General features: G+C 38.4%; 28 protein-coding genes and 1 other annotated feature. Of the genes, 21 read left to right on the top strand and 7 right to left on the bottom strand.

The window, feature by feature from the left end; genetic code table 11:
- Nucleotides 1-6: 6 nt before the first annotated feature.
- Entirely contained in the window at nucleotides 7-474 is a 468-nt protein-coding gene (locus ACXYSK_RS03690) for an NUDIX domain-containing protein (RefSeq protein WP_458625077.1), read from the top strand.
- On the opposite strand, the gene ACXYSK_RS03685 is transcribed toward ACXYSK_RS03690, so the two are convergent.
- The gene (locus ACXYSK_RS03685; RefSeq protein ID WP_458625076.1) at nucleotides 471-986 is read right to left on the bottom strand and encodes a 3H domain-containing protein; all 516 of its coding nucleotides are present in this window, start codon (nucleotides 984-986) and stop codon (nucleotides 471-473) included. The genes ACXYSK_RS03690 and ACXYSK_RS03685 overlap by 4 nt on opposite strands.
- An 11-nt stretch (nucleotides 987-997) precedes the next feature.
- Nucleotides 998-1,525, bottom strand: a complete 528-nt coding sequence (locus ACXYSK_RS03680; RefSeq protein WP_006153518.1) for an ECF transporter S component — start codon at nucleotides 1,523-1,525, stop codon at nucleotides 998-1,000.
- Between the two features lie 133 nt (nucleotides 1,526-1,658).
- On the opposite strand from ACXYSK_RS03680, the gene ACXYSK_RS03675 reads away from it, so the two are divergent.
- The 6 genes from ACXYSK_RS03675 (at nucleotide 1,659) to ACXYSK_RS03650 (ending at nucleotide 7,192) form a co-directional block, all read left to right on the top strand.
- Nucleotides 1,659-2,054 (top strand): hypothetical protein, encoded by a 396-nt coding sequence (locus tag ACXYSK_RS03675; protein ID WP_458625075.1) that lies wholly within the window; start codon nucleotides 1,659-1,661, stop codon nucleotides 2,052-2,054.
- Between the two features lie 149 nt (nucleotides 2,055-2,203).
- Nucleotides 2,204-2,339, top strand: a sequence feature (ribosomal protein L10 leader region).
- 38 nt (nucleotides 2,340-2,377) lie between these two features.
- The gene (gene rplJ / locus ACXYSK_RS03670) at nucleotides 2,378-2,878 is read left to right on the top strand and encodes a 50S ribosomal protein L10 (RefSeq protein WP_045615818.1); all 501 of its coding nucleotides are present in this window, start codon (nucleotides 2,378-2,380) and stop codon (nucleotides 2,876-2,878) included.
- Nucleotides 2,879-2,961: 83 nt separating this feature from the next.
- The gene (gene rplL / locus ACXYSK_RS03665; protein WP_001196964.1) at nucleotides 2,962-3,330 is read left to right on the top strand and encodes a 50S ribosomal protein L7/L12; all 369 of its coding nucleotides are present in this window, start codon (nucleotides 2,962-2,964) and stop codon (nucleotides 3,328-3,330) included.
- 415 nt (nucleotides 3,331-3,745) lie between these two features.
- Nucleotides 3,746-4,663: a glycine--tRNA ligase subunit alpha gene (gene glyQ, locus ACXYSK_RS03660; RefSeq protein ID WP_458625074.1), complete on the top strand. Its 918-nt coding sequence runs from the start codon at nucleotides 3,746-3,748 to the stop codon at nucleotides 4,661-4,663.
- 207 nt (nucleotides 4,664-4,870) lie between these two features.
- A complete protein-coding gene (gene glyS, locus ACXYSK_RS03655; RefSeq protein ID WP_458625073.1) occupies nucleotides 4,871-6,907 on the top strand; it encodes a glycine--tRNA ligase subunit beta in 2,037 nt (678 codons plus the stop codon).
- Between the two features lie 27 nt (nucleotides 6,908-6,934).
- A complete protein-coding gene (locus ACXYSK_RS03650; protein WP_458625072.1) occupies nucleotides 6,935-7,192 on the top strand; it encodes a DUF896 family protein in 258 nt (85 codons plus the stop codon).
- A gap of 84 nt (nucleotides 7,193-7,276) precedes the next feature.
- Here the strand turns inward: ACXYSK_RS03650 and ACXYSK_RS03645 are convergent, their stop codons facing one another.
- The 3 genes from ACXYSK_RS03645 to ACXYSK_RS03635 are packed head-to-tail and all read right to left on the bottom strand — an operon-like array spanning nucleotide 7,277 to nucleotide 10,083.
- Complete coding sequence (locus tag ACXYSK_RS03645; RefSeq protein WP_458625071.1) at nucleotides 7,277-8,506, bottom strand: NAD(P)H-dependent oxidoreductase; 1,230 nt, start codon at nucleotides 8,504-8,506, stop codon at nucleotides 7,277-7,279.
- 17 nt (nucleotides 8,507-8,523) lie between these two features.
- Complete coding sequence (locus tag ACXYSK_RS03640) at nucleotides 8,524-9,129, bottom strand: NADPH-dependent FMN reductase (RefSeq protein ID WP_006150642.1); 606 nt, start codon at nucleotides 9,127-9,129, stop codon at nucleotides 8,524-8,526.
- Nucleotides 9,130-9,162: 33 nt separating this feature from the next.
- Nucleotides 9,163-10,083: an FAD:protein FMN transferase gene (locus ACXYSK_RS03635; RefSeq protein ID WP_458625407.1), complete on the bottom strand. Its 921-nt coding sequence runs from the start codon at nucleotides 10,081-10,083 to the stop codon at nucleotides 9,163-9,165.
- A gap of 316 nt (nucleotides 10,084-10,399) precedes the next feature.
- Here ACXYSK_RS03635 and nox point away from each other — a divergent pair, with 316 nt between their 5' ends.
- On the top strand, nucleotides 10,400-11,779 hold the full coding sequence (nox, locus tag ACXYSK_RS03630) for a H2O-forming NADH oxidase (RefSeq protein ID WP_006153682.1): 1,380 nt from the start codon (nucleotides 10,400-10,402) through the stop codon (nucleotides 11,777-11,779).
- Between the two features lie 100 nt (nucleotides 11,780-11,879).
- On the opposite strand, the gene ACXYSK_RS03625 is transcribed toward nox, so the two are convergent.
- Both ACXYSK_RS03625 and ACXYSK_RS03620 read right to left on the bottom strand, forming a co-directional pair.
- Complete coding sequence (locus tag ACXYSK_RS03625; protein WP_303943719.1) at nucleotides 11,880-12,728, bottom strand: YitT family protein; 849 nt, start codon at nucleotides 12,726-12,728, stop codon at nucleotides 11,880-11,882.
- A gap of 62 nt (nucleotides 12,729-12,790) precedes the next feature.
- Complete coding sequence (locus ACXYSK_RS03620; RefSeq protein ID WP_458625070.1) at nucleotides 12,791-14,443, bottom strand: Rqc2 family fibronectin-binding protein; 1,653 nt, start codon at nucleotides 14,441-14,443, stop codon at nucleotides 12,791-12,793.
- Between the two features lie 104 nt (nucleotides 14,444-14,547).
- Between ACXYSK_RS03620 and ybeY the strand changes: the two genes are divergently transcribed.
- The 13 genes from ybeY to ACXYSK_RS03555 all read left to right on the top strand — a co-directional run bounded on the left by ybeY (nucleotide 14,548) and on the right by ACXYSK_RS03555 (nucleotide 25,539).
- On the top strand, nucleotides 14,548-15,045 hold the full coding sequence (ybeY, locus tag ACXYSK_RS03615) for an rRNA maturation RNase YbeY (protein ID WP_458625069.1): 498 nt from the start codon (nucleotides 14,548-14,550) through the stop codon (nucleotides 15,043-15,045).
- Nucleotides 15,026-15,421 carry a diacylglycerol kinase family protein gene (locus ACXYSK_RS03610; protein ID WP_441348313.1) on the top strand — a complete coding sequence of 132 codons (396 nt, stop codon included), beginning with the start codon at nucleotides 15,026-15,028 and terminating at the stop codon, nucleotides 15,419-15,421. Before ybeY ends, ACXYSK_RS03610 begins: the two co-directional genes overlap by 20 nt.
- Before the next feature lie 17 nt (nucleotides 15,422-15,438).
- Nucleotides 15,439-16,338: a GTPase Era gene (gene era / locus ACXYSK_RS03605; RefSeq protein ID WP_006150601.1), complete on the top strand. Its 900-nt coding sequence runs from the start codon at nucleotides 15,439-15,441 to the stop codon at nucleotides 16,336-16,338.
- Nucleotides 16,339-16,386: 48 nt separating this feature from the next.
- Nucleotides 16,387-17,211 (top strand): DNA-formamidopyrimidine glycosylase, encoded by an 825-nt coding sequence (mutM, locus tag ACXYSK_RS03600; RefSeq protein WP_235084069.1) that lies wholly within the window; start codon nucleotides 16,387-16,389, stop codon nucleotides 17,209-17,211.
- Nucleotides 17,211-17,816 carry a dephospho-CoA kinase gene (coaE, locus tag ACXYSK_RS03595; RefSeq protein WP_458625068.1) on the top strand — a complete coding sequence of 202 codons (606 nt, stop codon included), beginning with the start codon at nucleotides 17,211-17,213 and terminating at the stop codon, nucleotides 17,814-17,816. The genes mutM and coaE overlap by 1 nt, the downstream gene beginning before the upstream one ends.
- A complete protein-coding gene (locus ACXYSK_RS03590) occupies nucleotides 17,803-19,002 on the top strand; it encodes a multidrug efflux MFS transporter (protein ID WP_458625067.1) in 1,200 nt (399 codons plus the stop codon). Before coaE ends, ACXYSK_RS03590 begins: the two co-directional genes overlap by 14 nt.
- Nucleotides 19,002-19,151 carry a 50S ribosomal protein L33 gene (gene rpmG, locus ACXYSK_RS03585; protein ID WP_458625066.1) on the top strand — a complete coding sequence of 50 codons (150 nt, stop codon included), beginning with the start codon at nucleotides 19,002-19,004 and terminating at the stop codon, nucleotides 19,149-19,151. The genes ACXYSK_RS03590 and rpmG overlap by 1 nt, the downstream gene beginning before the upstream one ends.
- Nucleotides 19,152-19,190: 39 nt before the next feature.
- Nucleotides 19,191-19,424: a preprotein translocase subunit SecG gene (gene secG / locus ACXYSK_RS03580; protein ID WP_000282517.1), complete on the top strand. Its 234-nt coding sequence runs from the start codon at nucleotides 19,191-19,193 to the stop codon at nucleotides 19,422-19,424.
- A 94-nt stretch (nucleotides 19,425-19,518) separates the two neighbouring features.
- The gene (gene rnr, locus ACXYSK_RS03575) at nucleotides 19,519-21,861 is read left to right on the top strand and encodes a ribonuclease R (protein ID WP_458625065.1); all 2,343 of its coding nucleotides are present in this window, start codon (nucleotides 19,519-19,521) and stop codon (nucleotides 21,859-21,861) included.
- Complete coding sequence (smpB, locus tag ACXYSK_RS03570) at nucleotides 21,824-22,291, top strand: SsrA-binding protein SmpB (RefSeq protein WP_235084073.1); 468 nt, start codon at nucleotides 21,824-21,826, stop codon at nucleotides 22,289-22,291. The genes rnr and smpB overlap by 38 nt, the downstream gene beginning before the upstream one ends.
- A 14-nt stretch (nucleotides 22,292-22,305) precedes the next feature.
- Nucleotides 22,306-23,166 carry an SAM-dependent methyltransferase TehB gene (gene tehB / locus ACXYSK_RS03565; protein ID WP_458625064.1) on the top strand — a complete coding sequence of 287 codons (861 nt, stop codon included), beginning with the start codon at nucleotides 22,306-22,308 and terminating at the stop codon, nucleotides 23,164-23,166.
- Nucleotides 23,167-23,352: 186 nt separating this feature from the next.
- Nucleotides 23,353-24,501, top strand: coding sequence for a PDDEXK family nuclease (locus ACXYSK_RS03560; protein ID WP_458625063.1), 1,149 nt, complete (start codon nucleotides 23,353-23,355; stop codon nucleotides 24,499-24,501).
- 81 nt (nucleotides 24,502-24,582) lie between these two features.
- Entirely contained in the window at nucleotides 24,583-25,539 is a 957-nt protein-coding gene (locus ACXYSK_RS03555; RefSeq protein ID WP_458625406.1) for a competence protein CoiA, read from the top strand.

Raw genomic sequence — 25,539 nt, 5'->3', positions numbered from 1 at the left:
AGTCCTATGTCTCGAGCACAATTAACTATTCTAACCAATATTTGTTTGATTGAAGACCTTGAAAAGCAGCGCGTAGTTATGCAGTATCGATCACCTGAAACCAATAACTGGTCTGGCTATGCCTTTCCAGGAGGGCATGTGGAAAATGGAGAGGCTTTTGCAGAGTCAGTTATTCGTGAAATATACGAGGAAACAGGTCTGACAATCCAAAATCCTCAACTTGTCGGCATTAAAAATTGGCCACTGGATACAGGTGAGCGCTACATTGTCTTTTGTTACAAGGCGACTGAGTTTACGGGCACTCTCCAATCATCTGAAGAAGGAGAAGTGTCCTGGGTAGAAAAAGACCAGATTCCAAATTTGGATCTGGCCTATGATATGTTACCTTTGATGGAGATGATGGAAGCTCCAGACAAGTCAGAATTTTTCTACCGTCACCGTACAGAAGACGGGTGGGAAAAGAAAATCTTCTAATCCTTTACCAAATAACCTAGCTGGTCCAAGGCCTTCTCAATATAGAGGAGGTCTTGTTTATTTTCGGCTTCAATTAAGTGATAATGAATCCCATCTGTCAATTCAGATAAAGGATGGAAATCAGACGTCTTGACCTGGTTTAAAAAGTGCTCGACATCGCGTCTACAACTCAACTTGAGAAGGGTTTCGATTTCACCGTAGACAGGATGATCAATGAGAATATTTTGTACCCGACCCCCGTTATCAACGATAGCAAGTAATTCTTGCTCCATATCTTCCTCTCTATGTTTAACCTTAAAGAGTTTGTGAACAAAAGGATTGGCTCTATTTTCCTTATAGATATAGCCACGATTAGTCGATAGAATAGGAGCTCCATCTGCGCGAAGAACAGCTATATCCTGAACAATAATCTGCCGAGTTACGTGAAAATGTTCTGCTAAACTTTGGCCATTCATCGGCTTTTGAGCTTCTTTTAAGAGTTGAATAAGCGATTCTTTGCGGTCTTTAGTCATGATTTACTTTCTTAATGGCGTTTTTTTAGTGCTTTATAAACAGCTAATGCTAAGTAATAGTCTACCATACTATGAATAATTGTACCAATACCAACCAGTACAAAGAGAACATAGAACATATTTTTTAGGTCTGTTCCTGTACTAGCATAGAAGATGATACAAGCAAAGACTTCCGCGATAGCGTGTACTAAACCAAGTACAAAGTTAAAAATCAAAGAAGATTTTGGATTATCTAAGGTTTGAGGATGTTTTTGCAGATAGAAGGCGCCCAAAGTGCCAAAAAAGATATGGGAGAAAGCTCGAAGTACAATGACAATTGGATAACCAGCCATGAGGAATCCTAGGCTAGAAGCTATAATGACAAAGATTGCCATCCATGGAGAGAGAAACATAGCAATGAAGATGGCCACGTGGCTTCCAAGAGTGTAGGAAGCGGGAGGAATAACGATTTTAAATGGCATCACTATAGGAATCAAAATAGCGATAGCTGTCAGCAATGCGGTTACAGTCATGAACTGTGTTTTCTTTTGTGTATTCATAATAACTCCTTTTTATCTGTATATACAGTTGTATAGTACACTAAAATTTTAATTTAGTCAAGGAGCAAATTGCATTTCTGGAGAAAAATCGTTAAAATATAGTAAATAATCTTATTAAAAGTGGAGAGTTGAGATGGTAGATATTCTTTACCCGATTTTTGTCATTTATTATACATCTAAGCTGAAGAAAACTGGATTACGAGTATCAAAATTTACTACATTTACCGCTTATAGTTTCTTAATGATTTCTTTAATTCAAATTGCTTTTGGATCACTAGCACTAATTGTTTTTAGTATACCCATTTTAGGTTTTCTATATTTTCGTGAGATAGGAGTGATTCTTTTTCACATTAGTATTATTTATGGAATGATTTTGCTTTTCTTGTCATTAACACTATTCTTAGACAGTCAAAAATCTAATCAAGATTTTCAAATTACGCAAAAAATTCCATTTATATTAAATGTACTCATGTTAGCCTTTCATGCGCTCTTAATCTATACAGACTTAGTTCCAATTCTTTCCATTTAATGATAAAATCAAGAGATGTTCTTCAAAATAGCAAAGAATAGGTGAAAATTGAGAGTGTAAAAGGTACTGAATTGTTTATTTCTTTTTTAAAAAAATCAAATTTTTTCAAAAAATACTTGCTTTGAAGTAACAAGTGTGATATACTTATAAATGGTTTGAAAAAACTGCCTAAGACAGTAGGGGAGCTAGACTCATAAATATCCTACCGAGGACAAAACGTATCATGTAAAAAGAAGCGTATTGTACTTTCGTGTCTAGGTTTGGGCGCGTTTTTCTTTTGGAAAAATTCCCCAAGCAAAATAATTACGGAGGTGAACACACTAATGAGTGAAGCAATTATTGCTAAGAAAGCGGAACTAGTTGACGTAGTAGCTGAGAAAATGAAAGCTGCTGCATCAATCGTCGTTGTAGACGCTCGTGGTTTGACAGTTGAACAAGATACAGTTCTTCGTCGTGAACTTCGTGGAAGCGAAGTTGAGTATAAAGTTATCAAAAACTCAATCTTACGTCGTGCAGCTGAACAAGCTGGACTTGAAGATCTTGCATCTGTTTTTGTTGGACCATCTGCAGTAGCATTTTCTAACGAAGATGTTATCGCACCAGCGAAAATCTTGAACGACTTTGCTAAAAACGCTGAAGCACTTGAAATTAAAGGTGGTGCAATCGAAGGCGCTGTCGCATCTAAAGAAGAGATCCTTGCTCTTGCAACTCTTCCAAACCGCGAAGGACTTCTTTCTATGCTCCTTTCTGTACTTCAAGCGCCAGTGCGCAACGTTGCTCTTGCAGTCAAAGCGGTTGCAGACAACAAAGAAGACGCAGCTTAATTATAAGCTACGCAGCGTAGCCTAGCTACCTAGCTACAAAAAAATAACAAAATTAAATTTAAACTTATTTGGAGGAAATAACAATGGCATTGAACATTGAAAACATTATTGCTGAAATTAAAGAAGCTTCAATCCTTGAATTGAACGACCTTGTAAAAGCTATCGAAGAAGAATTTGGTGTAACTGCAGCTGCTCCTGTAGCTGTTGCTGCAGCTGGTGCTGCTGACGCTGGTGCTGCTAAAGACTCATTTGACGTTGAATTGACAGCTGCTGGTGACAAAAAAGTTGGCGTTATCAAAGTTGTACGTGAAATTACTGGTCTTGGACTTAAAGAAGCTAAAGAACTTGTTGATGGTGCACCAGGTGTCATCAAAGAAGGCGTTCCAACTGCAGAAGCTGAAGAAATCAAAGCTAAATTGGAAGAAGCTGGAGCTTCAGTTACTCTTAAATAATAGAGCGACTACATTTGTAGCTTAAAAACATGATTAAACCGCTATTCTTAGGAGTAGCGGTTTTTCTTTTTGTTCTAGAAGGGGCAAGAATGGGAACGACGTCGGATTAGTATTTCAATTTTATGTGAATTATTGAAGATTTCTTATGAAAAAAATTTACTTTTTAATTTCATTTTGTTATAATAGATGACAAGAAAGAATATCTTATCAGTAAATCCTAAGCGAGCCTGTGGCAGTGTGAGTCAGGTGGTTAAGAGATAAGTGTGGCGCTTTTGGTATTTTAATAAAAATAATGAAGTAATAAATTAGGGTGGAACCGCGTTTCTGACGCCCCTAGGTCACAGACTTAGGAGCAGAGACTCGGTTCTTTTTGTATCCAGAGTCAGACTCAATCATATAGAAAAAGGAGTAAAACATGTCTAAAAAACTAACCTTTCAAGAGATTATCTTGACTTTGCAACAATATTGGAATGACCAGGGTTGTATGCTCATGCAGGCTTATGATAACGAAAAAGGTGCAGGAACAATGAGTCCGTATACTTTCTTACGTGCTATTGGTCCTGAGCCATGGAATGCAGCTTATGTAGAGCCATCACGTCGCCCAGCGGACGGTCGTTACGGAGAAAACCCAAACCGTCTTTACCAACACCACCAATTCCAAGTGGTTATGAAACCATCGCCATCAAACATCCAAGAGCTCTACCTAGAGTCATTGGAAAAATTGGGCATCAATCCTTTGGAACACGATATTCGTTTCGTTGAAGATAACTGGGAAAACCCATCAACTGGTTCAGCTGGTCTTGGTTGGGAAGTTTGGTTGGACGGTATGGAAATCACTCAGTTCACATACTTCCAACAAGTCGGTGGCTTAGCAACTCGCCCTGTTACAGCTGAGGTTACATATGGTTTAGAGCGTTTAGCTTCTTACATTCAAGAAGTAGATTCTGTTTATGATATTGAGTGGGCTCCAGGTGTTAAATACGGAGAAATCTTCCTTCAACCAGAATACGAGCATTCAAAATACAGCTTTGAAGTTTCAGATCAAGATATGTTGCTTGAAAACTTTGAGAAATTTGAAAAAGAAGCAGGACGTGCTTTGGAATTGGGACTTGTGCACCCAGCCTATGACTACGTTTTGAAATGTTCACACACGTTCAACTTGCTTGATGCTCGTGGAGCGGTATCAGTTACAGAACGTGCAGGTTACATTGCCCGCATCCGTAACTTGGCCCGTGTCGTAGCTAAAACTTTCGTTGCAGAACGCAAGAAGCTCGGTTACCCGCTTCTAGATGAAGCCACACGCGCAAAACTCCTAGCAGAAGAGGAAGAATAAAGAGAGTATATTAAATAGGATTTGGTTATAGAGGAATCCTACAGGACCAGTTGCCACAGTGATAGAGGTATCGTTAGAGAAACTAACGATACCAGGCAAAATTGGAGACCTTAGGCTCCAATTTTAGCAATGAAACGACGCAGTCGGTTGCTTGCGTGCCAATCACATAAGGCAAACTGGAAAAAAGATATTTTTCGGAGAAAAAACATGACAAAAAACTTATTAGTAGAACTAGGACTCGAAGAGTTACCAGCCTACGTTGTCACACCAAGTGAAAAACAACTAGGTGAAAAAATGGCAGCCTTCTTGGATGAAAATCGCCTTTCATACGAAGGGATTCAAACATTTTCAACTCCACGTCGTTTGGCTGTTCGTGTACTTGGTTTAGCAGACCAACAAACGGATTTGACTGAAGATTTTAAAGGACCTTCTAAGAAAATCGCCTTGGACGCAGATGGGAACTTTTCTAAAGCTGCTCAAGGATTTGTCCGTGGAAAAGGCTTAACTGTGGATGATATTGAATTCCGTGAAATTAAGGGTGAAGAATATGTCTACGTGACTAAACATGAAGCTGGAAAACCAGCTGAGGAAGTATTGACAGGAATTCCAGAAGTATTGGCTAGCTTAAGTTTCCCAGTAACCATGCACTGGGCAAATAATACTTTTGAATATATTCGCCCAGTTCACACTTTGATCGTCCTTTTGGATGATGAACAGCTTGATATGGACTTCTTAGATATTCATTCAGGAAGAGCTAGTCGTGGACATCGCTTCCTCGGACATGAAGTTGAAATTCGTCATGCTGATAGTTACGAAGAAGATTTGCGTAAAGTTTATGTTATTGCTGATAGCATTGAACGCGAAAATATGATTCGGGAACAAATCAAGGCTATTGAAGTAGAACAAGGTGTTCAAGTTCAGGTTGATGAAGGTCTTTTAAATGAAGTTTTGAATTTGGTTGAATACCCAACTGCCTTCATGGGGAATTTTGACCCTAAATACCTAGAAGTTCCAGAAGAAGTTTTGGTTACTTCAATGGAAACTCATCAACGCTACTTTGTAGTCCGTGATCTTGAAGGAAATCTAAAACCCAACTTCATTTCAGTTCGAAACGGTAATGCAGAGCATTTGGAAAATGTTGTTCGAGGAAATGAGAAAGTCTTGGTGGCTCGTTTAGAAGATGGAGAATTCTTCTGGCGTGAAGACCAAAAATTGAAGATTGAAGATCTTGTAGCTAAATTATCTCATGTAACTTTCCATGAAAAGATTGGTTCACTTCGTGAACATATGATTCGTACGGGTCAAATTGCGATCCTTCTAGCAGAAAAAGCTGGCTTATCAGTTGATGAAACTGTTGATTTGGCACGTGCTGCAGCTATTTATAAGTTTGATCTCTTGACTGGTATGGTAGGTGAATTTGATGAGCTTCAAGGAATCATGGGTGAGAAGTATGCTCTGCTTGCTGGTGAAAATCCTACAGTTGCGCAAGCCATTCGCGAACACTATCTTCCAGATTCAGCTGACGGAGCCCTTCCTGAGTCTAAAGTTGGTGCTATCCTTGCACTAGCTGATAAATTAGATACTCTCTTATCTTTCTTCTCGGTTGGCTTGATTCCATCAGGTTCAAACGACCCATATGCTCTTCGACGTGCAACACAAGGAATTGTTCGAATCTTGGAAGACTTTGGTTGGAAGATTCCAATGGACGAATTGATTGCGAGCCTTTATGCCTTATCATTTGAAAGTCTAACTTATGATAATCAAGAAGAAGTGCTTAACTTCATTAAAGCTCGTGTTGATAAGATGATGGGTTCTACTGCAAAAGATATCAAAGAAGCTGTTCTCGCAAGTTCGAATTTTGTTGTTTCTGATATGATTGAAGCTGCAGAAGCTTTAAGCGAAGCTGCAAATACTGAAGATTACAAATCATCAGTTGAGTCTCTATCTCGTGCCTTTAATTTAGCTGAAAAAGCAAATGGTTTGGTTAAAGTCGATGCAAGTCTTTTTGAAAATGAACAAGAAAAAGAACTTGCTCAAGCAGTAGAAAGTCTTGAATTGCAAGGTTCAGCTAGTGATAAATTAACGCAACTATTTGCTCTTAGTCCTGTAATTGATGCTTTCTTTGATAATACAATGGTTATGGCAGATGATGTTGATGTGAAGAATAACCGTTTAGCTATCCTTGCTGAACTTGTAAATAAAGCAAAAACAGTAGCTGCTTTCAATCTTCTCAATACAAAATAAAATTAAAAAATAATTGGAGGTTCTAATATGACACCAGAAAAAATTGCTCGTATTAATGAGCTTGCTAAAAAGAAAAAAACAGAAGGGTTGACTGCGGAAGAAAAAGTAGAACAAACCCAACTTCGTGAAGAATACATTGAGGGATATCGTCGAGCAGTTCGTCACCACGTTGAAGGAATTAAAATTGTGGATGAGGAAGGAAATGATGTTACACCTGAAAAGCTTCGTCAAGTGCAACGCGAAAAAGGTTTACACGGTCGAAGTCTAGACGATCCCAATTCATAAGCTAAATAAAACCTCGGTTAGTGTCTGCTAACCGAAGTTTTTTATATTGAAAAAAGGAACCATTTGGTTCCTTTGGGTTATTTTTTAGTTACTTGCACCAGAAGTAGCATCAGCATCACTATGTCCTCCAGCGTCAGATGCACCAGAAGTAGCATCAGCATCACCATGTCCTCCAGCAGGAGCAAATGGGCCGCTACCTCCTACCAAACGTTGACCGGTTTCTTTCAAGTACCAATCAAGCCATGGTTGGAAGTTAAAGACAATTTCATTGATACCAGCATATGATCCATCAGGATAGTACATAGCTTGGTAGTTGTGTGTATTGATAACACCTGCAGGTGAACCAGGAACAATTGTACGTACGTATTCTTGGTTGCCATTGCGAAGTGTTCCGATAACCCACTCTACATTTTTCATACGTGCTGGAGGGAGTGAACCATGAATAGTAGACATACGACCGCCTGATTGGGAAGGAACTCGCTTCGCAAACATAGTATTAGGGTCTTGGTGGGCATTGTTATAGTAGAGGAATTGATTGTTATCGTCAGCGTATGTCAATTCAAAAGGCATAGCTTTCAAGAACATATCAATCTGGTTAACAGTCAAGATACCATGGTCAAGTTTAACATATGTATCACCTGAAACAGCACCTGTGATTTCTGCAACTTTTTCTACCCAGTTTGGATCGTCTGGATCAACCTCTGTAATAGTTGTAGCGATTGGTTTGCCACAATCCAAGTCTTCTGGTTCAATTGGTTTTGGTTTTTTCAATTTAGAAACGACTCCTACGTATTTGACAAAGTTATCTAAGCAAGTTTCAAGGAATTTAACTGTTCCTTCGTTAATAATGTTTCCATTAGCGTCAAAAGCTTCTTTAGCTTTTCCAAGGAGGAATTCATTACCTGGCAATGTGTAGGCATTCACTCCTGGTGCATCAAGAATTTTACGAAGGTGAACTTGAGCACGTGAAGTTCCTTGGTCATAGTATGATGCACCCACAATCATAACTGGTTTGTTTTCAAATGGATGAACTTCAAATGAAAGCCATTCAAGTACAGACTTAAGTGAAGCAGAAATAGTGTGGTTGTGTTCAGGAGTTGCAATGATTACACCATCGGCACGAGTAATTTTGTTGTAAAGAAGGCGCAACTGGAAGCTGTCATCCCATTTTTCGTCTTGGTTAAACATTGGAACTTCATCGATTTCCAAAACTTCTAGTTCAAATTTAAATTTAAACTGACAGCGGATGAATTCCAAGAGTTTGCGGTTATATGATTGATCATAGTTTGATCCAACAAGTCCAACAAATTTCATTCTTTCGATCTCCTATCTTACAATTTTTCCCAGTCAAAATCTTCAGCATCTTTGCGAAGAAGTTCTTGTGCGTTACGCAATTTCTCAGTAACTTTAACAAAGATACGGAAGTCATCAAAGATGGCATCCAATTTCTTGATGACATCAAGATCTACCAAGTCACCATTTTGATCAAATGCTTGAAGAGAATGTGAAAGCAAGAATTCATCTGGAAGAACATTTGCTTTGATTTCAGGAGCATTAAGGATTTGACGAAGTTGCAATTGAGCACGTGATGAACCGAGTGTACCATATGAAGCACCTGTAATCATAACAGGTTTGTTCAAAAGCGGGAATACACCATATGAAATCCAAGCAAGAGCGCTCATAAGAACAGCTGGGATTGAGTGGTCGTATTCAGGTGTACCGATAATAACTCCATCAGCAGCTTCGATTTTAGCAGCGATTTCCGTAGCTTCAGCTGGGATTTGTTTGTCAGCTGGTTTGTTAAATACAGGTAGATCTTTAATTTCTACCAATTCGATTTCTGCTTTATCAGCAAAGTGTTTCTGCATATATTGAAGCAGTTGGCGGTTTGTGGAACGTTTTGAGTTTGTTCCTACAATAGCAATAAGTTTAAGCATGGGCTTTCCTTTCTCTTTTGCATTATTAATTAATTACCGTTGGATACCAGATGAACAAACGACATGTCCATCTTTGTCAATGAGGATGGCTTCGATACCATCAATATTTTCGACTTGCCACATAATAGAGGCGCTACGTTCGCCAAACAAACGAGTGGTCCATATCTCACCGTCGACTGAACGGTCAGATACAATGGTTAAACTGGCTAAATCCGTTGCAATGGGATAACCTGTCTCACTATCAAAAATGTGATGATAATCCTTGCCGTTGATTTCAAGATGCCGTTCATAAATCCCAGATGTAACCACTGATTTTCCAGTAATAGACAAGGTCATCAGGTGATTACCGCGTGGATTATTTGGATCTTGAATGCCGATTTGCCACGGACGTCCATCTTTTGATTGGTTGTTCCCAATTGTGAGGATGTTTCCTCCAAGATTGATAAGAGCAGAGGTGACACCTTTTTCTCTCAGGAAAGCAGCAACTTTATCTGCACTATAGCCCTTCGCTAAACATCCTAAGTCAATTTTCATTCCCTTTTTTTCTAGGAAAACTGTGGAATGTATTGAATCGAGTTTGATATAACTGGGGTTTATCAATGGTAGAACAGAAGTTATCTCTTCAGGACTAGCAACCTTTGCGTCGGAAAAACCAATACGCCAGGTTTGAACCAAAGGCCCGATACTAATATTGAGATGACTTTTAGGTGCCAGACTGTGTTCTAAACCTAATGAAATCAGTTCAAGCAAATCAGAGTGGACTTTAACTGGGGCAATACCTGCCTGATAGTTAATTTCCATTAATTCAGATTCAGCACTATTGGCATTAAACCGAAATTCAAGCTCTTTAAGCAAATCAAAAGCTTGTCTGAGCAGACAATCAGCCTGATCATGAACTAAGGAAATAGTAATCGTAGTTCCCATTAATCGCTCAGATGATGAACTGAGAGACAAAGAATCAACTCCCTTCAAATCACTAGGAAATAGCTAGAAATCTTGAATTAATAAGAAATTTAAAATTTATAATCTATTTCCATATAAATAGAATATCATAAAGTCAGCGTTTTCACAAATTATTTTTAACAAAAAGTCAAGAAAAATGCTCAAAATAATAATTATTAAAAATTAGAGAGTAAATAAGTTTTAATTATAATAGATTAACTTTTTATTTATAGTCAAAATTAAGTAATTTCAAACAAAAAAACTTGTAAACGCTAACAGAAAGTGTTATAATATTAAGGAAAAAATAATTAAAGGTAGGATTTATCTTATGAGTAAAATCGTAGTTGTGGGTGCTAACCACGCTGGAACTGCATGTATCAACACTATGTTGGACAACTTTGGAAACGAAAACGAGATCGTTGTATTTGACCAAAACTCAAATATTTCATTCCTTGGATGTGGAATGGCTCTTTGGATCGGTGAGCAAATCGACGGTCCTGAAGGCTTGTTCTACTCTGATAAAGAAACGCTTGAAGCTAAAGGTGCGAAAATTTACATGAACTCACCTGTACTTTCAATCGACTACGATAACAAAGTTGTTACTGCAGAAGTTGAAGGAAAAGAACACAAAGAATCATACGATAAGTTGATCTTTGCTACTGGTTCTACACCAATTTTGCCTCCAATTGAAGGTGTTGAAATTGTTAAAGGTAACCGTGAGTTCAAAGCAACTCTTGAAAACGTACAATTTGTTAAGTTATACCAAAATGCTGAAGAAGTTATCAACAAACTTGCGGATAAGAGCAAACACCTTGAACGTATCGCTGTAGTTGGTGGTGGTTACATTGGTGTTGAGCTTGCTGAAGCTTTCGAACGTCTTGGAAAAGAAGTTGTCCTTGTTGATATCGTTGACACAGTATTGAACGGATACTATGACAAAGACTTCACACAAATGATGGCTAAAAACTTGGAAGACCACAACATCCGTTTGGCTCTTGGACAAACTGTTAAAGCTATCGAAGGTGAAGGTAAAGTTGAACGCTTGATCACTGACAAAGAAACATTTGATGTGGATATGGTTGTTCTTGCAGTTGGATTCCGTCCAAACACAGCTCTTGCTGACGGTAAGATTGAACTCTTCCGTAACGGTGCCTTCCTTGTTGACAAGAAACAAGAAACATCAATTCCAGGTGTTTATGCAGTAGGTGACTGTGCGACTGTTTATGACAACGCTCGTAAAGACACTAGCTACATCGCGCTTGCTTCAAACGCTGTTCGTACCGGTATCGTAGGTGCGTACAACGCTTGTGGACATGAACTTGAAGGAATCGGTGTTCAAGGATCAAATGGTATTTCTATCTATGGTCTTCACATGGTTTCAACTGGTTTGACACTTGAAAAAGCAAAAGCTGCAGGCTACAATGCAACTGAAACTGGATTTAACGACCTTCAAAAACCAGAATTTATGAAACATGATAACCATGAAGTTGCTATCAAGATTGTTTTTGATCGCGACAGCCGTGAAATCCTTGGTGCTCAAATGGTATCTCGCGATTCAGCAATCAGTATGGCTATCCACATGTTCTCACTTGCTATCCAAGAACATGTTACAATTGATAAATTGGCATTGACTGATCTATTCTTCTTGCCACACTTCAACAAACCATACAACTACATCACAATGGCAGCATTGTCAGCTGAAAAATAATATCTATTAAAACAGAAGAGCATGCTCTTCTGTTTTTTTGTATATTGAAATAAAAAAGCAATCCTATGATTAGGTTGCTTTTCTGTTTTAAATTGCTAGTTTACCTTGGGTCAAATGTAAATCCTTCCCCTAGGATTTCATGGGCTTCAGTAATAGTGATAAAGGCCATAGGATCTACAGAATGAATCATTTCTTTCATCTTAACCATTTCATTTCTAGCTACAATACAGTAGACAATCTTTAAATCGTTTTTACTGTAGTAACCTTGACCGGAGATAAAAGTTACACCTCGACCAAGTTCATCATTAATTTTATCAGCTAGTTCCATTGGCTTTTGTGTGATAATCATGAAGCCTTTACCAGCATAACCACCCTCTCCAATCAAATCGATAACTCGAGATACTATAAAGTCGAATAGAAGAGTATAGGTTACTAAACGTAGATCTTGGAAGATAATTAAAATTAGCATAAGAATGAAGAAGTCTAAGCCAAAAAGTAATTTTCCGACTGAAATATTGGTATATTTATTAAGGATACGAGCGACGATATCAGTACCACCAGTTGTTCCACCCGCGTTGAAAATAACACCAAGTCCAACACCTAGGAGTACTCCTGAGACTAAAGCTACGATAACTAAATCACCTTCAAGATTAAACTGAAGAGGAATCTTCTCAAAGATAGCTAACCAGACGGAGACGGCAATGGTTCCAAGTAGACTGGAATATAGTGATCTTAGTCCAAAAATTTTCCAAGCGAGAATAAAGAGCGGGATGTTAATGATGATGTTCATCAATGAGATAGGGATATTAAAGAGATAGTAGGTAATCAAGGTAATCCCTGTGGCTCCACCTTCAAATAAATGATGTGGGACTACAAAATATGTGAGTCCGAATGCGAAGATAGCAGCTCCGAATATGATAGTTATTGTTGATTTAATATGCCGTAGCATAGAGCTCCCTCCTATTTTTGTACAAAAATGAAGTAGTAAGAGTTGGACTATAAGAATTTATTTTACAGTTTCATGGAATGAATTTTATCAGGATCAGGTGTGACACGAAGCGTTTTTTGACCAGTATAAGTCACGAATCCTGGTTTTACGCCAGTTGGTTTATTAAGCTTTTTAACCTCAATCATGTCAACTTGAACGAGATTTGAGAGGCGTCCTTTCGAATAGTAGGCTGCAAGTTCTGCAGCATCTGTCTTCACTTCATCAGTAGGATTAAGATTTCCTGAGATGACGACGTGGCTTCCTGGTATATCCTTGGCATGGAACCAAAGTTCTTCTTTACGAGCTATTTTAAAGGTCAATTCTTCGTTCTGCAGGTTATTTCGTCCAACGAGGATAATGGTTTTACCGTCACTAGCCAGATACTTCTCAGGTTTTTTCCGCTTCTGGATTTTCTCTCGTTGACGTCTTCTAATAAAGCCTGTTTGAATTAATTCTTCACGAATTTCAGCAATTTCATCTAACCCAGCTTGGTTGAGTTCTGTTTCGACGCTTTCCAGATAAAGAATGGTAGCCTTGGTTTCCTCTATCAAGTCTGTCAGATATTTAACAGCCTCTTTTAGCTTCTGATATCGTTTGAAGTATTTTTGCGCATTCTGATTAGGTGTCAATGCTTTATCAAGAGCGATAGTGATGGGTTGATTGGTATAGTAGTTATCTAAGACGACTTGGTCTTGGTCGTTTGGGACTTGATGAAGGAAAGTCGTTAGTAACTCCCCTTTTTGTCTGAATTCTTCCGCATTTTCGGTAGCCTGAAGTTCTTTTTCTTGTTTCTTAAGTTTTTGGCGATTTTTTTGTAGTTCATTTTCAACTCGGCGAATAAGTTCACTAGCCTGTTGTTTGACCCGATCACGTTCAGCTTTATCTTTGTAAAAGGTATCCAGTAATTGAGAAAGGCTTGAGAAATGATCATCAATGGTATTAGAAAAAGGGACACAAGAAAAAGACTTATCCGTTAAGCAAGGTTTAGTTTCTTGTTTAAAAAAATTACGGAAATTAGAAAGTTTATCATTAACTAATAAATTTTCCAATTCATTCGCCGTATCACGACCTAGTCCTTGAAACAGACTTTGAATGTTTCTCGCTGTTAATTCCTGTGTTTGGAGAATTTCAAAGAGTTTTTCATCTTTGATGGTAAAGGGGTTTAGAGCATCTGTGCTTGGAGGAGTTATATAAGTAGCACCGGGCAGGAGAGTACGGTAACTATTTTGAGAAAAACCGATATGCTTAATAACTTCAAGAATTTTGTGGCTACTTTTATCGACAAGGAGAATATTACTATGTTTTCCCATAATTTCAATAATAAGTGTGACCTGAATATCGTCACCAATCTCATTCTTGTTAGAAACTGTGATTTCAACAATTCGGTCGTTTTCAATCTGCTCGATAGACTCGATAACAGCACCCTGTAAATATTTCCTCAAAACCATGATAAAAGTAGAAGGTTGAGCAGGGTTTTCAAAGGTCGTTTCTGTCAACTGGATGCGTCCAAAAACAGGGTGAGCAGAAAGGAGCAGACGATGACTTTGGCGATTGCTACGGATTTGTAAGACCAATTCTTGGTCAAAGGGTTGATTAATCTTTTGAATGCGACCGTTTAGTAGTTCAGCTCGCAATTCCTCAACCATGTGGTGTAAAAAAAATCCATCAAATGACATGGTTCTCTCCTTATGAATGTATTCCATAGTATTATATCAAAAAGGTAGAATAAAATCATAGAAATATGGTATAATAAAGCCAAGTAAAGAGAATCGAGAAGCACATGTATATTGAAATGGTAGATGAAACTGGTCAGGTTTCTGAAGAAATTTTAAAGCAAACACAAGAAATTTTGGAATTTGCTGCTAAAAAAATTGGAAAAGAAGACAAGGAGATGGCAGTCACTTTTGTGACCAATGAACGCAGTCATGAACTCAATTTAGAGTTTCGTGATACTGACCGTCCAACAGACGTTATTAGTCTTGAATACAAACCTGAATTAGAGATTACCTTTGACGAAGAGGATTTGGCAGAAGATCCTGACTTAGCAGACATGATGTCAGAATTTGATTCTTATATCGGCGAGTTATTCATTTCAATTGATAAAGCGCATGAGCAAGCTGAAGAGTACGGTCATAGTTTTGAACGTGAAATGGGCTTTTTAGCTGTGCACGGTTTTTTACATATAAACGGTTATGATCACTACACTCCGGAAGAAGAAGCGGAGATGTTCGGTTTACAAGAAGAAATTTTAACAGCCTATGGACTCACAAGACAATAAACGAAAATGGAAGAATCGCGACTTGCTTTCAAGTTTAGATTTTGCCCTGACAGGTATTTTTACTGCCATAAAAGAAGAGCGTAATATGAGAAAGCATGCGGTGACTTCTCTCTTAGTTCTACTTGCAGGCATTGTTTTTCAAGTTTCCAGAATTGAATGGCTCTTTCTCCTATTAAGCATTTTTTTAGTAATTGCTTTTGAGATTTTGAATTCTGCTATTGAAAATGTAGTGGATTTGGCTAGCCATTATCACTTCGATATGCTTGCAAAGAAGGCTAAAGACATGGCTGCAGGTGCAGTTCTTGTTGTGTCTTTATTTGCTGCAGTGACTGGACTTATCATTTTCATCCCTAGGATTTGGGATTTGATATTTTAAACATTATAGAGGTAACTATGACATTTAAATCAGGCTTTGTAGCCATTTTAGGACGTCCCAATGTTGGGAAGTCAACTTTTTTGAATCATGTCATGGGGCAAAAAATTGCCATCATGAGTGACAAGGCGCAGACAACGCGCAACAAGATTATGGGGATCTACACGACCGATAAGGAACAGATTGTCTTTATCGATACCCCAGGGATTCACAAACCTAAGACAGCTCTTGGAGATTTCATGGTAGAGTCAGCCTATAGCACTCTTCGTGAAGTCGATACAGTTCTTTTTATGGTGCCAGCAGATGAACCACGAGGGAAGGGGGACGATATGATTATCGAACGCCTCAAAGCTGCTAAGGTTCCTGTGATTTTGGTGGTGAATAAAATTGACAAGGTTCACCCTGATCAACTTTTAGCTCAAATCGATGATTTCCGTAATCAGATGGACTTTAAGGAAATTGTGCCAATTTCAGCTCTTCAAGGAAATAATGTTTCTCGTCTAATCGACATTCTCAGTGAAAACCTTGAAGAAGGATTCCAATATTTCCCAGCAGACCAAATTACAGACCATCCAGAACGTTTCTTGGTTTCTGAGATGATTCGTGAAAAAGTGTTACACTTAACTCGTGAAGAAATTCCACATTCAGTTGCAGTGGTGGTAGACTCTATGAAACGAGATGAGGAGTCTGATAAAGTTCATATCCGAGCAACCATTATGGTTGAACGCGACAGCCAAAAAGGAATTGTCATCGGTAAAGGTGGTGCCATGCTTAAGAAAATTGGTACCATGGCTCGTAAAGATATCGAACTTATGCTAGGAGATAAGGTTTTCCTAGAAACCTGGGTTAAGGTCAAGAAAAACTGGCGTGATAAAAAGCTGGATTTGGCTGACTTTGGCTATAACAAAAAAGAATATTAAGAAGAGGTGGGCGGTAGCCTGCTTCTTGTTTTTAGTGAAGGAGGAGTTATGCCTGAATTACCTGAGGTCGAAACAGTTCGACGAGGTCTTGAAAAATTGATTCTAGGGAAGAAGATTTCAAACATTGAGATTCGCTATCCTAAGATGATTAAGACGGATTTAAACCAATTTCAGAAAGAGTTACCTGGTCAAGTGATTCAGTCAATGGGACGTCGAGGAAAATATCTACTTTTTAACCTTAGAGATAAAGTTTTGATTTCTCATCTTCGGATGGAAGGGAAGTATTTTTATTATCCAGACCAAGTTCCAGAACGTAAACACGCCCATGTTTTAATTCATTTTGAAGATGGTGGTACTTTGGTGTACGAGGATGTTCGTAAGTTTGGGACTATGGAGTTGCTTGCTCCGGAGCTTTTAGAGGCTTACTTTATTTCTAAGAAATTGGGTCCAGAACCGACTGAGCAAGATTTTGATTTAGGAAGATTTAAACTAGCTTTGAAAAGATCTAAAAAGCCTATTAAATCTCATTTGCTGGACCAGACTCTTGTTGTAGGATTAGGTAATATCTATGTGGATGAAGTACTCTGGAGGGCGAAAGTTCATCCAGCTAGGATTTCTCAAGGTTTAACAGCCCAAGAGGCTAAAAAAGTTCATGACGAAACGATCAATGTTTTAGGTCAGGCTGTTGAAAAGGGTGGTTCAACGATTCGTACCTACACCAATGCTTTTGGTGAGGATGGAACCATGCAAGAATTTCATCAGGTCTATGATAAAACTGGACAAGCTTGTTCACGTTGTGGATCCATCATCGAGAAAATTCAGCTTGGTGGTAGAGGAACCCATTTTTGTCCAGAATGTCAAAGGAGAAAGTGATGGGAAAAATAATCGGAATTACTGGTGGTATTGCATCTGGAAAATCCACTGTCACAAATTTTTTAAGACAAAAAGGGTTTCAAGTAGTGGATGCGGATGCCCATGTCCACCAACTGCAGAAACCTGGAGGTCGACTTTATCAGATGTTAGTTGCGCACTTCGGTGTGAAAATACTTTTAGAAGATGGGGAACTGAATCGTCCCTTACTTGCTAGTCTGATTTTTAATAACTCTGATGAGAGAGAATGGTCTAAACAGACTCAAGGCAAAATCATCCGTGAAGAATTGGGCTCTTTGAGAGACAAGTTAGCTCAAACTGAGGATGTATTTTTCATGGATATTCCATTGCTTTTTGAGCAAGACTATGCTGCTTGGTTTGATGAAACTTGGTTGGTTTATGTATCACCTGATGTTCAATTAAAACGTTTGATGAAAAGAAATCATTTATCAAAAGAATCGGCTGAAGCTCGGTTGGCTTCTCAATGGTCTTTAGAAGAAAAGAAAAAATTGGCTAATCATCTTTTAGATAATAATGGCAGTCGTGATCAGCTTCTGAGTCAAGTAGAGACTTTACTTGAAGGAGGCGGTGCTCATGCAAGAGATTAGTTGGAAGGATAATCTTCGTATTGCTTGGTTTGGCTGTTTTTTAACAGGAGCCAGCATTTCTCTCGTTGTTCCTTTTATGCCTATTTTTGTAGAGCAATTAGGAGTTGAAGGGGATCAAGTTGCTTTTTATTCAGGTTTAGCTATTTCTGTTTCTGCCGTTTCTGCAGCCTTTGTATCACCAATCTGGGGTATCTTAGCAGACAAATATGGGCGAAAACCTATGATGATTCGTGCGGGGCTAGCCATGACTATTACCATGGGAGGACTGGCTTTTGTCCCAAATATTTTCTGGCTCTTGTTTCTACGTTTTCTCAATGGCGTTTTTACAGGTTTCGTACCCAATGCGACAGCTTTGATTGCGAGTCAAGTCCCTAAAGACAAGTCGGGGTACGCCCTAGGAACTTTATCAACTGGCGTTGTCGCTGGAATTTTAACAGGTCCATTTGTTGGTGGTCTTATTGCAGAATTTTTTGGAATTCGGAATGTGTTTTTATTGGTTGGCAGTTTCTTGTTTTTAGCTGCTATTCTAACCATTCTTTTTATTAAAGAAGACTTTCAACCTGTGACGAAAGAAAAAGCACTCCCGACCAAAGAGCTTTTTAAATCTGTTAAGTATCCTTTTCTCTTGATAAATCTATTTTTAACTAGTTTTGTAATTCAGTTTTCTGCACAATCGATAGGTCCCATCCTTGCCCTTTATGTACGAGATCTTGGACAGAAAGAGAATCTTCTCTTCGTATCTGGTTTGATTGTGTCTAGCATGGGATTTTCAAGTATGATGAGTGCAGGAGTCATGGGGAAATTAGGTGATAAAGTAGGGAATCATCGACTACTTGTTGTGGCTCAGGTATATTCAGTTTTCATATATCTATTATGCGCAAATGCAACAAGTCCATTTCAATTAGGATTCTATCGTTTTCTATTCGGGCTAGGTACAGGCGCTCTGATACCGGGGGTTAATGCACTCCTCAGTAAAATAACTCCCAAAGCAGGCATTTCAAGAGTATTTGCCTTTAATCAAGTCTTCTTTTATCTAGGGGGTGTGATAGGTCCCTTGGCAGGATCAGCAGTAGCTGGCCAATTTGGCAACCACTCTGTATTTTATGCAACAGCTCTTTGTGTAGCTCTGAGTTGTACATTTAATCTTATCCAATTTAGAACATTATTAAAAGTGAAGGAAATCTAGTGCGCGTAAAAATAAATTTAAAATGCTCCTCTTGTGGTAGCGTCAATTATCTAACCAGTAAAAACTCAAAATCACATCCAGATAAGATTGAAGTCTTAAAGTATTGTCCCAAAGAAAGAAAAGTGACTCTACATCTTGAATCTAAGTAGAAATTATGGTAAAATAATAGGGATTTTAAGGAGTTTGATATGTATAACCTATTATTAACCATTCTATTAGTATTATCTGTTGTGATTGTGATTGCAATTTTTATGCAACCAACTAAAAACCAATCTAGCAATGTATTTGACGCCAGCTCAGGTGATTTGTTTGAACGTAGCAAAGCGCGTGGTTTTGAAGCCGTAATGCAACGTTTGACAGGAATCTTAGTCTTTTTCTGGCTAGCCATTGCCTTAGCATTGACGGTATTATCAAGTAGATAAGAAAATAATGGGCGAGACCAGGTCTTAGCCTATTTTTATTTTGAAAGAAATAAGGTTTTACACAAAAAATAGTATACAAATCTAGAAAGAAAACATGAAAGATAAAATAAAAGAATATTTAGAAGAGAAGGGAAGAGTTACGGTAAATAATCTAGCTCAAGCTCTGGGAAAGGAGAGCTCTAAGGATTTTAGTGAGCTCATCAAAACTTTGTCTCTGATGGAAAGAAAGCACCAGATTCGCTTTGAAGAAGATGGTAGTCTCAGTTTAAGCAAAAAGAAGAAGCATGAAATTACCCTTAAAGGGACTTTTCATGCTCATAAAAACGGATTTGGTTTTGTCAGTTTAGAAGGTGAAGAAGACGATCTTTTTGTTGGGAAAAATGATGTTAACTATGCTATTGATGGGGATACTGTAGAGATTGTTATTAAGAAAGTTGCAGATCGCCAAAAAGGAACTGCTGCAGAAGCTAAGATTATCGATATTTTAGAACACAGTTTAACAACAGTTGTTGGCCAAATCATTCTTGATGAGGAAAAACCTAAGTATGCTGGTTATATCCGTTCTAAAAATCAAAAAATTAGCCAACCGATTTACGTAAAGAAACCACCTCTCAAGCTAGAAGGCACAGAAGTTCTCAAGGTTTTTATTGAAAAGTACCCAAGTAAAAAGCATGATTTCTTTGTCGCAAGTGTTCTGGATGTGGTAGGACATTCGACAGATGCAGGAATTGATGTTCTAGAAGTACTAGAGTCCATGGATATCGTCTCAGAGTTTCCAGAGGCTGTTCTTAAGGAAGCAGAGAGCGTTCCAGATGCACCATCTGAGGCGGATTTGGAAGGACGTCTAGATCTGAGAGATGAAATTACATTTACCATAGATGGAGCGGACGCTAAGGATTTGGATGATGCAGTTCACATCAAGTCTTTAAAAAATGGTAATTTTGAACTTGGAGTCCACATTGCAGACGTTTCCTATTATGTTACTGAGGGTTCAGCCCTTGATAAGGAAGCCCTTAATCGTGCGACCTCTGTCTATGTAACAGACCGCGTGGTTCCAATGCTTCCAGAACGCCTTTCAAATGGTATTTGTTCCCTCAATCCTCAAGTAGATCGTTTGACCCAATCGGCTATTATGGAAATTGATAAACATGGTCATGTTCGTCATTACACTATTACGCAAACAGTTATCAAGACAAGTTTTCGTATGACCTATAGTGATGTGAATGACATTCTTGCAGGAGATGAAGAGAAGAGACAAGAGTTCAAGAAAATTGTACCAAGTATCGAACTCATGGCCAAGCTCCATGAAATTCTTGAAGGTATGCGGATTAAGCGTGGGGCTCTAAATTTTGATACCAATGAAGCTAAAATCTTGGTTGACAAGCAAGGGAAACCAGTAGATATTGTGCTTCGTCATCGTGGGACAGCTGAACGTATGATTGAGTCCTTTATGTTGATTGCTAACGAAACAGTTGCTGAGCATTTTAGCAAGCTAGACCTTCCTTTCATCTATCGAATCCATGAGGAGCCAAAAGCAGAAAAAGTTCAGAAGTTTATTGATTACGCTTCTAGTTTTGGCTTGCGAATCTACGGAACTGCCAGTGAAATTAGTCAAGAAGCCCTCCAAGACATCATGCGTGCCGTTGAGGGTGAACCTTACGCGGATGTATTATCCATGATGCTTTTGCGTTCGATGCAACAGGCTCGTTATTCTGAGCATAACCATGGCCACTATGGCTTAGCCGCGGACTATTACACACACTTTACCAGTCCGATTCGCCGTTATCCTGACCTCTTGGTTCACCGTATGATTCGTGACTATGGACGTTCTAAAGAAGTGGCGGAACATTTTGAACAGGTCATTCCAGAGATTGCGACCCAGTCTTCCAACCGTGAGCGTCGGGCTATCGAAGCTGAACGTGAAGTTGAAGCTATGAAAAAAGCCGAATACATGGAAGAGTTTGTGGGTGAAGAGTATGATGCGGTTGTGTCCAGCATCGTCAAATTCGGTCTTTTTGTTGAATTGCCAAATACAGTCGAAGGCTTGATTCATATTACAAATCTGCCTGAGTTTTACCATTTCAATGAACGTGATTTGACTCTTCGTGGAGAGAAATCAGGGACAACCTTCCGTGTGGGACAACAGATTCGTATTCGTGTTGAAAGAGCCGATAAAATGACTGGTGAGATTGATTTTTCTTTTATTCCAAGCGAGTTTGATGTCATTGAGAAAGGTTTAAAACCGTCTGGCCGCAAGGATAGAGGTCGTCGTTCTGATAAGAAAGAAGACATGAAAAAAGTTGGTCGCTCAAGTGATAAACGTAAGCATTCTTCAAAAGACAAGAAAAAAAAGAGTAAGAAACCTTTTTATAAGGAAGTAGCAAAGAAAGGAGCTAAGTATGGCAAAGGGCGTGGGAAAGGTCGTAGCGCAAAATAAAAAAGCGCATCACGACTATACTATCGTAGATACGCTAGAAGCAGGAATGGTTCTAACTGGTACAGAGATAAAGAGTGTTCGAGCAGCTCGTATCAATTTAAAAGACGGATTTGCCCAGGTTAAGAATGGGGAAGTTTGGCTGAGTAATGTCCATATCGCTCCTTATGAAGAGGGCAACATCTGGAACCAGGAGCCAGAACGTCGTCGTAAACTTCTCCTTCATAAAAAACAAATCCAGAAATTGGAGCAAGAAACTAAAGGAACAGGTATGACCTTGGTTCCTCTTAAAGTTTATATCAAAGATGGCTATGCCAAGCTCCTTTTAGGACTTGCAAAAGGGAAACATGACTACGATAAACGGGAGTCTATCAAACGCCGTGAGCAAGATCGTGATATTGCGCGTGTTATGAAAGCTGTTAACCACCGATAGAAAGAGTGAAGAATATGAAAAAACTAGTTGCCTACAAACGCATGCCTGTCTGGAATAAAGACACCATGCCAGAGGCTGTTCAAAGAAAACACAATACTAAGGTCGGAACCTGGGGGAAGATTACCGTATTAAAAGGAGCTCTAAACTTTATTGAATTGACTGAAGAGGGAGAAGTTATAGCTGAGCACCTCTTTGAAGCGGGTGCTGATAATCCGATGGCACAACCTCAAGCTTGGCACAGAGTGGAAGCTGCCACAGATGATGTGGAGTGGTACTTGGAATTTTATTGTAAACCAGAGGATTATTTCTCAAAGAAATACAATAGCAATCCAGTTCATTCGGAGGTTTTAGAAGCTATACAGACCGTGAAACCATGTAAAGCATTAGACCTAGGATGTGGTCAAGGAAGAAATGCACTCTTTTTAGCTCAACATGGATTTGATGTTACAGCAGTGGATCAAAATGAGCTATCCCTTGAAATCTTGCAAAGTATCGTAGAGCAAGAAGATTTAGAGATGCCTGTTGGTCTCTATGACATCAATTCAGCAAGCATCGGACAAACTTACGATTTTATCGTATCAACGGTTGTGCTCATGTTTTTACAAGCAGATCGTATTCCGTCTATCATTCAAAATATGCAAGAACAAACCTCTATCGGTGGCTATAATTTGATTGTTTGTGCTATGGATACAGAAGATTATCCATGTTCTGTTAATTTCCCATTCACCTTTAAAGAGGGGGAGCTGGCAAATTACTACAAGGACTGGGAATTGGTTAAGTACAATGAAAATCCAGGGCATTTACATCGTCGTGACGAAAACGGCAATCGTATTCAACTACGCTTTGCGACCATGTTGGCAAGAAAAGTAAAATAAAAGACTAAGGGAATAGAAAAGGATTTTTCTATTTCCTTTTTTGTAACCCTAATAAGAAAGGAAGTTCTCAATTTATGCTATACTAGAAGTAGGAGAAGTCGATGAAATGAAACAGAATCGTGATAGTTTTAAAATGATTCTAATCGACCACTATTCTATTTCCTTTTTTGTCTAGGAGGTCTTAGGATGACTAGTCTTTTAATTGAACTGTATGACCGTCATACCATTGAGAAAAATGTCTACCAAGCTTTTGTCAGTGATTGTGATGAAATTTTATTTTTATCTTTGAAAAAAATTGCTGAAGAAGAAAGAGTATCCCTGAAACATTTTTTATTGGAACAAGTACCCCACTTAAAACAAGTACATTTTCGTCAATTTAAGCTAAATAAAGTCTGGCAGGATTTAGACCTCTTTATAGAAAGTTATGATTCAGTTACAATTGATGTTTTTGGTGGAGATAATCTATTAGCGATTGTCTTATTTCAATATGGTTTAGAAAATAATATTCCGATTATTGCTATGGATGTTGAACAAGGAAAACAGTATGCATTAGGAAGGACTAAAATTGAGGATGAAGTCCTAGACATTCCTAGTCTATCCATTGAACAGTTGGTAGCCTTACGTGGTGGGAAAATCCTGAAATCAAGACGACCTCAGCATACGGTTAAGCAAATTGAAGCTATCAAAAAATTGGCCAAGTACGCTATTGAGAATCCAGAGGAATGGTATCAGATTACTCAATTTTTTGCGCTAGCAAAAACAGCCGATTTTCACTCTGAAACAGCAAAAGTTTTGGAAAGTAACGGAAAAACTTACTCCTATCCAGCTAAATTGATTCCTCTATTTAGAGATGCCAATTTACTAAAAATCGAAGAGGAAACAAGTGATAGGGTTACCTATACATTTCCCAGTCCAGAAGCACATTTGTTATGTCGCACTAAGGGACATATTTTGGAGCTTTATATCTATTTACTAGCCCTTGAGTCTGAGTATTTTGACGAATGTCTCATTGGCGCTGAGATTGATTGGAATGGTATCTTTCCTGAGATGGACAATGTTCAAAATGAGATTGATGTTATCTTTCGTAAAGGTCACTCAGTAGTATTCATTTCCTGTAAAATGACAGATTTATCTGTTGAAGCTATTAATGAACTTGAAGTTTATGCCAATCATTTTGCAGGTGATAATTGTTTGAAGATGATTGTTTGCTCTGGTAGGATTAATCCCGTCTACAGCAATCGTTGTCAGGAATATGGTGTGACTGTGATTAAGCAGGATCAAATACAAAATCTCATCCCTATGGTTCAGAAATATATTAAAAATCAAAGAAAATAGTTGAGAATTATATAGTATAAAAGGTTGAATCTATCAGCCTTTTTCTTCTTCTTTTCGAATGGGATAGAAAAGGAGGTCTCTATGTTTCTAGCGAGGGATAAAAATGGGAATTTAATTAGCGCTTTAGGGGATGAAGTAAAGAAACAAACTTATTATTGCCCAGCTTGTGGAGCACGTGTTCGCTTGAGAAAAGGGAAAAATGTACGAGCGCATTTTGCTCATGAAAGTCTAAAAAAATGTGATTTTTTCCATGAAAATGAAGGACCAGAACACCTGGAAAACAAGGAGCAATTGTTTTATTGGGCTAAGAAGAATGATGAGGTTGAAATGGAATATCCGATACCTGAACTGAAGCAAATTGCTGATATCTTTGTCAATAAACAACTAGCCCTAGAAGTTCAGTGTAGCCCAATTTCTTGTGAACTTTTAAGGGAGAGAAGCAATGGTTATCAAACTCTCGGGATTCAAGTTTTGTGGTTACTTGGAGAAAAACTATGGATAAAAGAGCGACTAACTCAACTTCAGAGAGATTTTCTTTATTTCAGTCATAATATGGGATTTCATCTTTGGGAGTTAGACCATAAAAGAAGAGTTTTGAGACTTAAGTACTTACTCCACCAAGATTTGAAGGGAAAACTTCATTATCAGGTCAAGGAATTTTCTTATGGCAAAGGGAATCTTCTAGAAATATTACGGACTCCTTATCAACAACAAAACCTGATTTCTTTTTCAGTTGAGCAAGACAGGAACATCTGTTATTACATTCAAAAACAACTTTATTATCAAAATCCCTATTGGATGAAGCAACAAGCTCAAGCCTATTTGAGAGGAGAGAATCTTTTGAATCGGAAGAAACAGGACTGGTATCCCCAAGTAAGGCCGATAGAAAAAGGTTATTTTTGCCAAATCAAACAAGATCTTCATGATTATTATCGAAACTTTCAGGCTTATTATGAGAAAAATTCTCAAAATAAGCAACAAAAGCTCTATCCACCTGTCTTTTATCAGCGTTATTTCCTGAAAAATATGGTAAAATAG

It is taken from the genome of Streptococcus sp. V919 (assembly GCF_054353475.1).
Note: the sequence above shows the minus strand (reverse complement) of the source record. Positions and strands in the feature narration are given on the sequence as shown.